6 protein-coding genes are annotated in these 14145 nt (G+C 72.2%); 1 reads left to right on the plus strand and 5 read right to left on the minus strand.

Annotated features, from left to right (window positions below):
- Positions 1-208: 208 nt before the first annotated feature.
- Genes AC07AB_RS35035 through AC07AB_RS35050 form a run of 4 tightly spaced genes read right to left on the minus strand, consistent with a single transcriptional unit; the run spans position 209 to position 9653 of the window.
- Positions 209-1603, minus strand: a complete 1395-nt coding sequence (locus tag AC07AB_RS35035) for a DUF2399 domain-containing protein (RefSeq protein ID WP_478575802.1) — start codon at positions 1601-1603, stop codon at positions 209-211.
- Complete coding sequence (locus AC07AB_RS35040; RefSeq protein ID WP_478575804.1) at positions 1593-6887, minus strand: SbcC/MukB-like Walker B domain-containing protein; 5295 nt, start codon at positions 6885-6887, stop codon at positions 1593-1595. Before AC07AB_RS35040 ends, AC07AB_RS35035 begins: the two co-directional genes overlap by 11 nt.
- A complete protein-coding gene (locus tag AC07AB_RS35045) occupies positions 6880-8148 on the minus strand; it encodes a DUF2398 family protein (protein ID WP_478575806.1) in 1269 nt (422 codons plus the stop codon). The genes AC07AB_RS35040 and AC07AB_RS35045 overlap by 8 nt, the downstream gene beginning before the upstream one ends.
- On the minus strand, positions 8145-9653 hold the full coding sequence (locus tag AC07AB_RS35050; RefSeq protein ID WP_478575808.1) for a DUF2397 family protein: 1509 nt from the start codon (positions 9651-9653) through the stop codon (positions 8145-8147). The genes AC07AB_RS35045 and AC07AB_RS35050 overlap by 4 nt, the downstream gene beginning before the upstream one ends.
- A 427-nt stretch (positions 9654-10080) precedes the next feature.
- On the opposite strand from AC07AB_RS35050, the gene AC07AB_RS35055 reads away from it, so the two are divergent.
- Positions 10081-12837 carry a helicase associated domain-containing protein gene (locus tag AC07AB_RS35055; protein ID WP_478575810.1) on the plus strand — a complete coding sequence of 919 codons (2757 nt, stop codon included), beginning with the start codon at positions 10081-10083 and terminating at the stop codon, positions 12835-12837.
- Between the two features lie 19 nt (positions 12838-12856).
- Here the strand turns inward: AC07AB_RS35055 and AC07AB_RS35060 are convergent, their stop codons facing one another.
- Positions 12857-14020, minus strand: a complete 1164-nt coding sequence (locus AC07AB_RS35060; RefSeq protein ID WP_478575812.1) for a hypothetical protein — start codon at positions 14018-14020, stop codon at positions 12857-12859.
- Positions 14021-14145 lie beyond the last annotated feature (125 nt).

Below are 14145 nucleotides of genomic sequence, written 5' to 3' on the forward strand. Positions count from 1 at the left end.
GGCGGCGGTCACCGGGGCAGAACACGTCCCGAGGGTGCTGTGGCGTTCGCTGATCCTCCTTTACGGCGTCATCGGCGCTGTCCAAACCCTCGGCTGCCGCCTGTGCCAACTACCCGGTGCGGGTAGGGGCCCTTTGGTGTCCCGTCTGCCTGTCGGGCCGAGAGGAGGCCGTGCCCTCTGTCGGCCCGGCCAGCCGGGGGACGGATCCTCAGCGGGAGCTGCCGCTCGCCCTGGACGTGGACGTATCTTCGGCGACCTGGGTGGCACGCAGCCGGGTGACTGCGCGTGGCGGGGGTTGCCCGTCGTCGGTCGTATCCGTAATCCCTTCGAGCGGGAGCCGGGCCGGCGGCATTGTGCTGATGAGGGCGGGGGAGTGCCACAGCCTGGCCAGGGGGTCCTCGGGGCTGGGGCCGAGCAGGAGGTCCAGTAGCGCGGGGTGCTCCTGGTACAGCGGGCGTTCCTCATCCGCGCCCGGCGGGGGGTCGCAGCACGGCCGCCCTGGGCGCGGGGCATGGGCGGACGTCCGGCGAACGTAGGTGGCAGCGTGCTGCCGGGTGCCATGGCCCATGTGGTGGATCGTCGCCCCGTAGCGGTTGTGCGCGCTGGTGGCGATCGCGTGGCCGGCGGGGTCGAGGTCGCCGCCGTAGTGCAGGGGCACGCCCTGGTCGCGGGCGAGGGCGAGCAGGGCGTGGTCGACGGCGGTCAGGGCGCCGGAGGTGCACACCAGCGGGGTGGGCGTGCCACGCATCAGAGCCTCCTCGACCACCGACGGGTTCTCGACCACGGTCCAGGGCGTGGAGGTGTCCAGGTGCGGGGGATGCTGGGTCAGGTCGTAGAGGGTCAGGTGCACGGGGCGGTGGTCGGCGCGGGCTTGTTCCAGCGCGCGGTCGGTCGGGCCCTGGCCGGTGGCGCCCACGTTGAGCACGAGCACGGTCTGGGACAGCCGGTCAGCGGTGATGCCCAGACGCGCGAGCAGGGCGCGCTCCTCGAAGGGGGTCTGCGGCTGCGGTGCGTCGAGCAGGTCGCGGGCGAGCAGGACCAGTTTGTCGCCGTGCCGGCCCTCGACGAGGTCGAACAGATGCGGGTCGCTGCCCGCGTCGTGGGCCAGGCGCGCGAGGCAGACGGGGCGCGGCAACGGGACCAGGGAGCGGATGGTCGCCAGGGCGTGGGTCAGGTGCAGGCGTTCGTCCACGTTGGCGTCCGTGACGCCGACGGCCAGCAGACGGGCGCGCAGCAACGGGGCGTCGGGCAGCCAGCCGGTGGTGTGCTCGGTGACCTGGTTCCGCAGTGCGCGTGCGCGCAGGCGGGGCCCGTGCAGGTCGGGGATGTCGACGCTGGCCTGTTCGACCAGGGTGCGCAGATCTGCGGGACTGCGGCCGAGCGCGGCCAGTAGCCGGGCGACGGGGACCGTGGTGCCGCGCGTCCCTGGGGCGGGCCGGCGGCCGGCGGGGGTGTGCAGCCAGCCGTGGATCATGGCCTGGCCGGTACGGGACAGCGGTGCGGTGACGGTGCGGATCGCGGCCGGATCATGGCCCTGGGCCAGGCGCTGGGCCACCGCCTCCCACAGCGGGCGGATCTCGGGGTCGACCAGGTCACTGGGCATCGGGTGCCTCCGTGGGCCGGGGGACGCGCACCGCAAGGGCCTGGGGGCGCCCGGTACCGGTCCAGATGCTGGGCACGGTGATGCGGGTGTTGCTGTCGGGGTGGTGGATGCGGTGAATGCTGATGTGGCTGATCTCGGGCACGAGCAGGGGCTGCATGGAGGGCAGGGTGAACACCGCGTCGAAGTCCCACCTGCGCAACAGCTGCAGGAGCATCCGCAGGTTCGCGGTGTCCAGGGCCGCGTTGAGTTCGTCGATGAAGATCATGCGCGGGCCCTGGTAGCCGGCGGTGGAGTAGAAGGAGTGGGCGGCCGCCAGCAGCGGGAGCATGGTCACCAGGCGCTTCTCGCCGGCCGACAGGGTGCTCAGCGGATTGCTGCGACTGGATGCGACCTTGAAGACCTCCTGGTCGGGGGTGGTGGGGTCGCTGAAGCGCTGGTGGGTGAGCTCGATCTTCCAAGCGTGCCAGGCCCGGTAGTCGAAGACGTGCGCGACCTGCTTGGCCCAGCTGTCGTGCTTACCGTTCTCGGCGTTGAGCTGGGCGATGAAGAAGTCGTACATCTCGTCGAACGTGCCGTCCTGGTCGGCGTCGCGGATCAGGTGCAGCGCCTTCATCGCCATCGGGTCCTGGTCCTTGGGCGCCCAGCTGAGCCTGATCCCGACTCGTTCCACGCCGGTGCGCACGCCCTTGAGGGTCTGTCGGATGTCCTTGACGATGCCCTCGGCCAGGTCGATGCGGACGTTGATGGACCGGCGCAGTTCGGAGAACACCACACCCTTGACCTCGTTTTGGACCTGTTCGTTGAAGTCGTGCTCGAGCTTGGTCACGGCCATCCCCACGCCCGCCAGGGCGTCGCGCAGCTCGCGGGCACCGGTCAAGGTGCGCCCCTGCGCCTGTTGGCTGACCACCACGCGCCGCCAGCCGGTGCCGGGCAGGTCCTCGCAGGACACGTGCCGGCCGATGTCCAGCAGGCCGGGCAGCAGGTGGCGGATGCAGGTGTCGACGGCGATGCGCGCGCGTTGCTCGTTCGCCAGCGCCCGGGCTGCGTCCAGGTCCGGGCCCTGACCACGTTGGTCCAAGATCACCTGGGCGGTGGCCGAAGCCTGGTCCTCGTCGGTGGGGCGGTGCAGCAGGGCGTCGTCTGCGAGCTCGTAGGCGAGCCGGTGGTCGAACAACTCCTGCAGGGTGCCCAGTGCGGCGTCGCGCTGCACGGTGGCCTGGGCCAGGGCCGTGCTCTTGTTGTCGACCTGGCTGCTCAGGACAGCCGCGGAAACCTCCGCGTCGCGGGCGTTTTGCTGGTGCTCGGTCACCGCCTCCTGCAGGGCCGTGTGCCGTCGTCTGGCCTCCAGCAGCTCCTCCAGGAGGGAGTGGTAGTCCGTGCCGTGCTGTTGCTTCTCCTGGGTGTACCGGTGCCGGGCCACCTCCGCTGCGGCGGCCTCGGCCTGCGCGCACTCCTGGGCCCGCTCGGCTCGGTCCTGCGCCTGGGCGGCCAGGGACTGGGCCGAGGAAGCATGAGCCAGGGCGGTGACGGTGGCGGCGGCCTGGTCCGCCCAGGAGCGCAGGGCCTCTTCCAGAGCACCCAGCAGGGCGTGCCGTCGCCGGAGTTCCTCCAGAGCGGTGGGCAGGGGATCGGCGCCGGTGTGAGCGGCCCGGTGCAAGGCGGTGGTGTCCTGGCGCAGCAGGGCACTGTGCTGCGCCAGTTCGTCCTCCGCCTGGGCGGCGGCCCGCGCCTTGTCCGCGCTCGCGACCCGCACGGACTCGGCCGCCTGGCGCGCCGGCTCCAGCAGGTCGAGCTCCCCGGGCAGTGCCGCCAGGTCCTGCTCCGCCTGCGCGACGCTCTCCCGGGCCTGTTGCCAGGCGGTGTGCGCCTGCTCGCTGCGTTCAGCCTGCCCGGCGGCCTCCTTGCGTGCAGCCCCCGCCGCCCGGGCCTCCTCCCAGGCGGCCCGGGCCTCGCGTACGGCACCGGGCAGACAGGTGTGCAACCGGGCGCACACCTCTTGAGCGGCCTGTACCGAGCCCGGCTCCGGATCCACCCGCGCCGTGCGGCAGGCCCCAACCGCCTTGTCCTGCGCCTGGTCCGCGCGAACCTGGGCGCTCTGCGCCGCCTCGGCCGCCTGCTGGGCCAGCTGCTCGCGGTGCTGTGCCCGCTCGGCGGCAGCACCGGCCTGGGTCAGCAGGCGCTGCCAGGGGGCCGGGTCCGGCACCACGCGCTCACCCTGGGCCTGCGCGAGCTGCGCCTTGACCACGCCCAGCGCATCGGCGGTCAGAGCGAGTTCGGCCACGGCCTGCTCACGGGCCTGGGCCAGTTCGGCCAGCCACCGCTGGCGGGCCCGCTCGCGGGCGGCAGCACCGATGTACCGCGGCTGCCAGCCGTCGGGTGCGGCGGCCGCCAGCGGGCCGATGCGCACGGCGCCCCCGGTCCAGGTGGCGCGGTCTTCGCAAGCGGCGGCCGGCCCGGGGTCCTGGACGCCCACGCTGTCCAGCAGCGCCTGGATGCGCTCGGGTGCCACCGGGGCATCTGGATCCGGAACCAGGAATTGCGCCAGGGTGGTGCCCGCGACACGGGCCCCGGGCGCCAGGCACACGTCGCCTGCAGTCACGGTCCCCTCGGGGGACATCCACGCGTCCAACAACCCGACCGCTAGCAGGGCGCCTTCCAGGGGCCCGTGCTCCTGCTCGCCCAGGTCCGGGGCGAAGCTGACGAGTTTCCACAGCGGCGCGCCGGGCCGGCCCGCACGCCCCGGCCGCCACCTGGGCTGCTCGGGGCCCTGCTCGGTGCGGCGCGCCCGGTCGATCTGCCGGTCCAGGTCCTTGACCGCCGTCCGCTGCGCGTCGTGCTGGTGGGTCAGCTGGGCCTGTTCCCGGGTCAGGGTGTTGGCGGCGGCCAGATAGCGCTGGTCCGCCTCCTCGCCCACGCGGGCGGCGCTGTCCGGTGCGGGCCGCTCCTGGTCCGGCAGCGGCAGCCCGCGGGAGTCCAGCATCTGCAGACCGGATGCCCACGCGTGGACCTGGACGGCCCAGGCCCTGCCCGCTTGGCCGGCCTGGCCGGCCAGGTCTCGGGCGTGGGCGCGGACGCCTGCGGCTTCCTGGGCGGCCTGCTGCGCCTCCGTGCCCGCCGCACCGGCGTGGGCTGCGGCGTCAGCGGCGTCCTTCAACTGCCCCTCGGCGTGCCGCAGTGCCCGCTGGCGCTCAGTCAGTGCTGTGGTTGCGTGCTCGGCGCGTTGCTCCAGAGCAGGGGCCGGGTCTGCCGCAGCCGGCCCCTCGCCTTCTCCGGCCTGTTCGGTGATCTGCGCTGCCTGCGCCACTACGGCGGTCAGCGCGGGCGGTGGATCGGTGAGCGGCGCAGCCGCAGCGCCGAGTGCGGCCTGCTGGCCGCGCGAGCGCTCCAGGGCATGCTCCGCGCGCCGGTCTGCCGCCAGCGCGGCAGCCTCCGCGGCGCGCAGCGCCTCCTGCGCGGCCTGGGCCAGGACTTCGTGGCCGCGCTCGTCCAGCTTGCCCAGCACCCGCCGTGCCTCCTGTTGCACGAACGCCCGGATCGCCGGCGCGTCCAGCGGAACCGTCCGCAGCAGCCCGGGGCCGGGTGCCTGAAGTTGCTGCAGCCCGGTGACATACCGGGACAGTGCCACGCCGGCCTCCGCCTCGGCCTCCTCCGCCGCCCTGGCCAGCAGCCGGGCCCGCTCCTCGGTCTCGGCGCGCGCCTGCTGGGCCGCGTCGTGCCGCTCCTGCACTCCGGTGTGCGCCTGGCTGCGGGCGTCCAGGGCGACGCGGGCCTCGCGCACCGCGCTCACCTGCTGTTGCTGCGCCTGCGCCCAGGCCGCTCCGTGGTCACGTGCACCACGGATACCGGCTTCGATGCCCGTCGGTGGTACTCCGGCCTCAATCTGCAGCAGCTGTTCGGCGTCGCGCAACGGGCCCATCAGCGCCCCACCGCCCAGCTCATGCGCTGTCTGCCCGGTCCGCCGGGAACTGGCGGCCAGCACCCCGCGGCAGCGCTGTGCCTGGTCGCGCGCTGTCTCCAGGCCCCGGCCATCTACCTCTTGCTCTGCCTGGCACTGCTGGGCCTGTCGCAGACTGTTCCGGGCACGCTCCTCGGCCTCTTCCGCGGCGCGTGCCAGCTCCTCCACGTTGGCCCCCGGGTGCCCCTGCACCCGGCGCTGCATGCTCTCCACGCTGTGCCCGAGCAGCGTGTGCTGTCGTTGGCTCTCCTGCGCGTCGGCCCGGGCCTGCTGTTGTGCGGCCTCGGCCGCGTCTCGCTGCTGCCGCAACACGGCGGCATCGGCGGCTACTTGCTCGCGCGCCCGCGCCTCGGCCAGGTAGCCGGCTGCGGCGCGCACCGCCGCCGCAGCCGCGTAGCGCCGGTGAGCGTCGCGCACCTCGCCCAGCAGTTGCTGCTCGGTGCGGGCCCGGGCCAGTTCGACGTGCAGGCGGTCCGCGGTCGTCAGCGACTCGGCCAGGCGCTGCACCCGGCCTGCCTCCAGCGGTGGCAGCGCCTTGGTCAGCGTCTCCTGCATCGATTCCGGGCTGAGCTTGTCGTTGGCCTGCACGCTGCGCAGGACGCGCAGGATCGAACTGAGGGCGTCGAGTTGCGGGCGGTCCAGCGGGGCGTACATCGCCTCGCGGACCGCGTCGACGAAACCGTCCTGCTGGCCCGCGAGCAGCCCGCCCGCCTTACACCCCTGGGCGAGGGCCTTCACGTCGGTGAACACCGCGCCCCGGCACCGCGCCAGCTGCCCGGCCAGGTCCTCGATCGTGACCGGCACGCCCTCGCGCTGCAGCACCAGGTCTGCGTCCACACGCCCCGATACCAGGAACCACGCCGACTCCAAGGAGGCGCGCGCACCGCCGCTGCTGCGCAGCCACAGCCCGGCCGTGATCCACTCGGTGTGCTCGCCGCCGTCCGCGTCCACACTCGTGCGCCCGTACTCCTGCCACCACATGCCTGTGCGCGGCGGACCGGTCCGCCCCTGGGTGTGGATGGCCAGCAGCGTGCCGGCCGCGTTTCCGGACGCGGACAGTGCTTTCGCGCTCACGTCTCCGTCCATGAACGTGGGGCACAGGACGCCCGACGTCAGCGACTTCCCCGAGCCGTTGTGCCCGATCAGGGCCAGCAACCCGCCCACGTAGGCGAATTGCTCGTCGGCCCACTGCCAGGTGTTGACCGCTCCGGCCCGCGTCGGCTGCCATCGGTCCCGCGCACCGGGGCGCGGCTCCCACTTCACGAACCCCGATCCGGGGCGGCGCCTCGGTGCCAGGCCGGACAGGGAACGGATGGTCTCGTCAGTCACGGGAGTCCTCCTCGCGGACCTCGCCCGGCCGGCCGGCCACGGCGACAGTGATCTGCCACATGTGCACGGCCGGGGTCGGCCGCCACCCCTGCTGCTCATCGGTGTCCAGGGTCACGACACCGGCGTCCTGCAACAGGCCAAGCGCGGCCCGGGCCAGCCGCCGGGCACCGCGCGCATCCTGGTACGCGCTCGCCCACCACCGGTTGCAGTCCAGCTCCTCCTGCAGAACCACCGCAGCGGCCCCCGGCCCGAACCAGCCCAACGGCTCCGGCCGCCCCGCCAGCCACCGCATCAGCAGCAGTGCCGCCTGCTGCTCCAGCGACCTGCCCTGGGGGAAGGCCAGGTCGCTCGCGTGTCCGCCGGGATCGCTGACCATCCACCAGTCCTTGCGGACCGTGCACACCAGTCCCACCGCGGCCGCCGCGTCCAGGGCCTGCTCGCGGCCCGCGCGTGTGGCCAGGAAGTCGTCGGGGCACAGCCCCGGGTCGTCCAGCACCCTGCGAATCGCCGTGTGCCTGCGCTCCGGCGCGCCCGCAGCCGGTTCGCCGGGCCCGCCACCGGTCAGCGTCGGCACGTGCGTCGACGGCTGGTCGAGGTCCACCTCCGGAACAGCCCCGGCAAGCGCCGCCGGCAGCAGCAGGATCCGCTCGCGCCGGGCAGTGAGGAGCAAGTCGCGGGCCTCGTCCTGCTCCAGCAGGGCCAGCGGATGATCGGAGCGCACCACGTGCCAAGACTCCAGCAGCAGCAGCGCGTCGATGAACGCGCGCCGGTGCGCGGCGGCCGTCGCCTGCCCTTCGCCGGGCAGCGCGACCGGCCGGAAGGCGGGCAGCCGCCCGCTGCCCGCCTCGATGCCGCAGGCCTGGACCACCGCCTGCTGCAGGCTGTTGAAGGTGGCCGAGGGGCGCCGCCACAACTGCTCGCACACCAGGCACACCAGGATCAGGACCAGGGGAGTCGCCGCTACCGGACCCGATCTGCGCGGCACGCACGGCGGCCGGTCCCGCGGCGGGTCCAGGCGCTGCTTATGCAGCCGGCCCACCCCCTGCGCGGCGTCCAGCACCACGGGCCACCCGCACTGGTAGGCGAACCAGTCGGTGACATCCCGCTGATGGTGTACCGCCAGCTGGAACAGCTCGCGGTCCTGTCCGGCGTCCACGACCGGCTTCGCGAGCAGCGCGGCAGCCACCCGCCCCGCCTCCGCGGACAACACCGGCGGGCGCATCCCGAACGCGGCGGCGCCCACAGCCCGCTGCCCGCTCACGCGGCGTCCTCGTCGTCGTACGCCACTGCGCACACCTCCACCATCAAGTCCACCGTGCTCAGCACGCCCTCCTCGAACTCCGTGTCGACCCACCGGGCCGCCGGGCCCGGCCACACCGTCAGCCGCACCCCGACCAACTCGCCCGCCCCGCAGCCGGCTGCCTCGTCGAACGCGTCCAGAGCTTCGTCCAGCAGCGCGGCGAGCGCGGCCAGGTGCTCGGCGTCCAACCCCTCGAAATGCGACAGCGGCACCCGCCCTGAAGTCACCAGCGACTCGGTCACCGCCTGCAGGCGCTCCAGCTCCTGCCGGTTGTGCACCGTGGCCTCCTGGCGCGCTCTCGACAGGTCGGGGATGCCTCGCGACCGTCCAGCCGACGCTGCCCCCCGCGCCGTGCGCCGCAGTACCGCCTGCACCGGCCAGCCCGGGCGAAAGGCCGCTGCCGCGTCGGCGGCGACATCCTCGACGGCCGGCGCCAGCGGGTGTCGCGAAGGCCACAGCCCGAACGCCGCCGCGAATACCGCGAACGCGTCAGCGGCGTCCGGCTGTGCGTGCATCATCCGCGCCACCTGCCTGAAGTCCGCCCCCAGGTCGCTGCCGCGTGTCGCGGCGTGGAACCGCCGGTCGATCGCCTCCAGCAGTGCGTGAACTGCCTCGACCGCAGCCCCCACCAGCACCTCCACCGAGCCGCCGGGGTCCAGCCACGCCTGCAGATCCGACAGCTCCCGCAGGCGCTCCGCCACCCAGGCGTCCTGAGCCTCCAGCTCCAACAGCCCGGCCCCCTCAAGCGCGCACCGGACCACGACCTGCGCTCCCACTCCGTGGATCTCACCGAACGCCACCCGCACCTGCCCCAGCGACTGGTCCGTGCGCCGCGCGAACTGCTGCAGCGCCAACAGGATGTGCCGGCAGCTCGCGGAGAACGCTTCGTCGTCGCTCACATCCGGCCGCGTCAACGCCCCGACCGCGCTGTAGAAGTCCCCGCTGGCCTCCTGCAACTGCTCCAGATGCGTGCGCACCTGGGCGAGTGCCGGGGCGAGCATCTCCGCATCCCCCTGGCAGTGCTCGACCAAGGCGCGCAGTGTCTGCTCGATCGAGTCGAGCAGACGCGCGGGCAACTGCAGCGTGCGCTCCAGGCGCCCCTGCGCATCGCGCACCGCTGCGACGACCACCCGGCCCTGGCGCGTCAGCGACCACGCCTCGCGGCGCCGCAAGCCGTCTGCGTAACTCACCACCGGATCCGCGTAGTTCGAATCGGCCACCACCAGTCCCGCCGTGACCAGCCTTTCGACCGACTCCGCGAGGTCCTCACTGCTGACCGGCTCCCCGTAGCCCACCTCCCGCAGCAGTTTGTGAATGTCCGACAGCGGCCACGTCGGCCCGCGGGTACTCCCGGCCAAAAGCGCTGCCAGCGCCGCCATGTCCAAAGCCCGGCGTCGCGGATTTCTGTCATCCGCAAATACACTGAAGAGTTCAGCGTCTACCATCCGCCACCAAGGGGTGTTCATCCAGGTCCCTCCGACCGGAGAAGAGCAGGCCGCCATGCGGGCACGGCCGAGGATGCTGCCCGACGAACAGCACCTGAAATGACCCTAGAGAGCGGCACTGACAATTCATCAAATAACCGAACGCGATTTCTCATAAAGAGAATTAGTCGAATATTCATTCGCGCACGGAGCGGGCGGAAAGGACGGGAAATCGCAGCGCCAAGGGCTTCGCCCCGTGTCAAGACGTCGACCCCGCGCGCCGTCCGCAGCCGTCCGGTTGCGTCGATCCATGGCCCGTAACGGAAAGAGCGGCCGGAACAGGCCCTCCGGCCTCCCCACAGAACCGACAACACGGCGTAACCCCAAGGGATAACCTGTCCCCGCCGACCCGACCGACGCTGTGGCACCCAAGCCCCCGCACAGCACGCTCACCGTGTGAAGGAGCGCGATGCGGTTACGCCCCCACCAGCAAGAGGCCCTGGCAGCGATCCGGGCGGCCGCGGGGGAGGGGCGGCCGCGGATGACGGTGGTCGCCGCCAGCGGCAGCGGCAAGACCCTCATCGCCCAGCGTGCCTGTGCCGAACTCGCCCCTCAGGGAGCGACGCTGGTGCTGGTGCCGACCAAGGCGCTGGTCGTGCAGACCGCCCGCAAGTGGCGCGAGGCCGGGTACAGGGGCCCGCTGATCGGCGTGTGTTCCCTGTCCCAGGACGACAGCGGCCTGCCGCCCGGGGAACTGACCATGACCAGCGACCCGGCCACTGTCGCGGCCCGGGTGGCGGGGGCACCCGGGCCGGTGGTGGTGGTGGCGACCTACGCCTCCCTCCATCACCTGACCGCCGCGCACTCCAGCGGCCTGGACCCCTGGGATCTGTTGATCGCCGACGAGGCCCACCGAACCTGCGCTGCGTTCGGCGAGGGCTGGGGCACCGTCCACGACGACACCCTGATACCTGCCGCCACTCGTCTCTACATGACTGCCACGCCGAGGATCTGGGCGGCCCGCACCGACGCAGGCATCCTCGATACCGAGGACCGCCCGCCCTTGGCGACGATGGAGCACGAGGAGGTCTTCGGCCCCACCGTCTACCGCCTGGGCCTGGCCGACGCCATCGAACGCGGCATCGTCGCCGATTACCAGGTCGTGGTCGTTGTCGTCGACGACCAGGACCAGGATCTGCTCAGCATCCTCAACGACCCCCATCCTGCCGGCAGCGCGCACCACGACGGTCTGCGCAACGCCGCCGTGCAGGTCGCCGTGGTGCGCGCCATCCACGAACACAAGCTGCGCCGGATCCTGGCCTTCCACAACCGTGTCGAAGCCGCGACTGGCTTCGCCCGCACCCTGCCGCAGACCGCCGCCAAAGTCCACGACCCACTGCGCCGCGACCACCTGTGGTCGCACGCCGTCTACGGCGAGCAGGACGACACCGTGACCCGGTCCCTGCTCGCCGCTTTCGACGACCCCGGGCAGGACGTCGCGGTCCTGTCGAACGCCCGCATCCTCAACGAGGGCGTCGACCTGCCCGACCTGGACGCTGTCGTCTTCGCCGCACCCCGCTACAGCACCATCGACGCCGTCCAAGGAGTTGCCCGGGGGCTGCGCCAGAGCCCGGGCGCGGGCAAGCGCACCACCTTGCTGATTCCCGTCTACCTGCCCGAGACCGGCGACGGCGCCGACATCCTCGAAAGCTCCGACTTCGCCGCCCTGATCGCGATCCTGCAGGCGCTGCGCTCACATGACGAGTCGTTCATGGACCGGGTCACGCTGCCTCCGCCGACCCGCCACAACTCCCTGGTCACCCGCGACCTGCTCTACAGCGAGCCCGAACGCGCTACCCAACTCGCCCGTCTCCTGGGCCTGAAGGTACTTGTCCCTGCAGCCGGGACCTGGACCGAGGGGCTGAACTCCGCCACCGACTACCACCGCTCCTTCAGCCACCTGAACGTCCCTTTCGACTACGCCGACGAGGACGGTTTCGGCCTGGGCCGATGGACGGCCGGCCAGCGGCTTCACCACCTGCTGGGTGCCCTGCCCGCCGAGCGCCGCACCGCGCTGGAACGCCTTGGCATGAGCTGGACGCCGCCCACCCAGCTTCAGGGCATGCTCGACCACGCCCGCCTGTTCGCCCGTACGCACGGGCACCTCGGCGTCCCCACCACCACCGTGGTCGGCGGATACGCGTTGGGCAGCTGGCTGGGCAGGTGCCGCACCCGCGCCGGCGCCGGGATCCTGGACGTCGAGGTGCAGAGCGCCCTGGACCGGATCGACCGGTGGTGGAACCCGCCGTGGGCGCCGACCTGGCAGTCCTACTACGCCCTGGCCAAGACCTGCTACCGAGGCCGGGGCCACACACGGAACCTGGACACGCACACACGATCCCGCCGCGACTTTGCCGCCGCCCAGTGGATGAGGACGCAGGAGAGAGAGTTCTTCCGCCTGACGCCCGAGCAGCAGGACCTGCTCCTGCAGATCGGAGTACAACCCGGCACCGAGATCCTGCTGCGGCCTGACTGGGGCACAGGCAGCAGGGACGATTTCAGCCTGGGCTTGTCCCACGCGGCCCGTTTTCTGGCAGAGCAAGGTCATCTGGACATCCCCGTGGGCCACCAGGCCACGGGGGAGAGAAGCGCGCGCGGTCCCGCCGGCTCCTTCCCGCTGGGAGCCTGGTTCCATGAGCACCTCACGATCCTGGCGACCCTGCCCCCCGTCGAATACCGCGCTCTGAACGCGATTCTTGAACTGGCCCGCCGTGCGGCCGAGTTCGGCCACACCCCCTTCGAGTCCCGTTCCCCACAGGCGCGCCGGAGCCGGACGCGGGCGGGAGCCGGCGAGAAGGAGGCTGTCGCAGACCTCACCGGTCGCCCGCACGCGTTGGCCGCCGTCTACAGGAAGGCCCGCCGGGGTAAAACGCCAGCCGCCTTCGTCCTGCAGCGCGCTGAGGGGTGGAGCGCCCGGGTCGACACCTCCACCACCAAACTGGTCGTGGTGCAGCGCGAAACGGCTTTTGAGCTGCAAATGATGATCGGCGAAGCAGTCCGCACGGGCAAGGCGGCCTGGGGGAGCACCGGGCCCGTCCATTTCTCGGTCGGCGGACTGCCTGACGAGGAAACCGCCCGCAGCTGGGCCGTCCGTCTGCACAGCGTGACCCAGGAGCATCTGCGTGACGCGATCGGCTACTACGGCTTCGTCGTCGAAGACGCGTAGTGAACCGTCCGGGGAGTGGTCAGGCTCGGCCTCCCAAAGACCAGCCGCGTGCCGCTGGCTGCAGCTGAGTGGTGATCAGGTCGCCCAGCCGCCAGCGCAGACAGGAGTGGTCCACGAACGTCGATTTCGCACCCAGTACCAGGCCGGTGTGCGGGGCGGGCAGGGGCAGACGCCGGTAGCGGCCGCGGGTAGGCCGCTCCACGTCGCTCTGCCTCTCCTCAAGCCCGGCCCGGCCCGCAGGCGCCGGAGACGCCGGGGGATGCTGCACCATCCACTTCTCGACCACGGCCAGGCCTTCCGTCACGGGGATGCCCCACTCCTTCAGCAGCGACCCCACCTTCTCCAGCCACGCCCGGTCTGCGTCCTCGGTCAGGGCGTGGCGCTGCCGCTGCCGCTCCCGCGCGGCCAGACGGTACGCGAGGTGTACCGCCTCCGGGTAGAACGCCAGCGGCGCGACGCGCAGCTCGTCCCGGCCCGCGCTGCCCAGCGCCCGTCTGCGGGCGCGCCACACCGGAGCGTTGAATACGGGGATGTTCCACCAGCACGATGTGATGGCGTAGGCGTCGGCGAACATTGCCCGCCCGCCCGCGCCCAACCGGCGCTCCAGCAGCACCCGCAGGCGGTGGGCATCGGCGACCTCCGGCAGGGCTGAGAGCGGGATGGCCGCGGCTTCGTGGTTGCGCCGGTTGTCCAGCCACCGCCCGTGCGCGGCGCAGACCTGCCACGTCGCATCGGCGGCCAGATAGGAATCCCACGCCGTGCCCTTGATACGGGCGCACACCTCGCACATCCTTACCAGGAAGCAGCCGCGGGTGTCCCAGGGCCAGTCCCACGCCGGCCCGCCTGCCGTGCTCAGCAGCCGTTTCGTGCGCAGGTTCGGCAGAGCGGACTGCAGCTCGCCGACCGAACGGCCCGTCATCACGACGAGCCGGTCCAGCGCGGCCGCATTGAGATACCCCTCGCGGTAGCGCGGATCGTCCGGTACGCCGTCCTTCCGCAGCGGCGTGCCGAACATGGGCCAGAACTCCTGGTCGGGGATGCCGTTGGCATCCGCCAGGCGCCGGATGTAAGAGCCGTTCGACTCCCCGCCGATGAACCGCACCGACAGCGCCAGCCGCTGTGGCGGACGCCAGGGCTTCTTCCGTCGTGGCCGGCCGGCCACGACGACTCCCGTACGAACCACTCTCACATGCCCCTTCCGCTGGACACCCCTGTATCAGGGTGACGCTTTTCTCCGGCACGGCATCCGCTTCTCACACCGGGACGGGCAAGCCCGTGTATATCCGGCGGCCGTCAACCTGTGTGGGC

This window comes from Streptomyces sp. NPDC044033, from assembly GCF_056434425.1.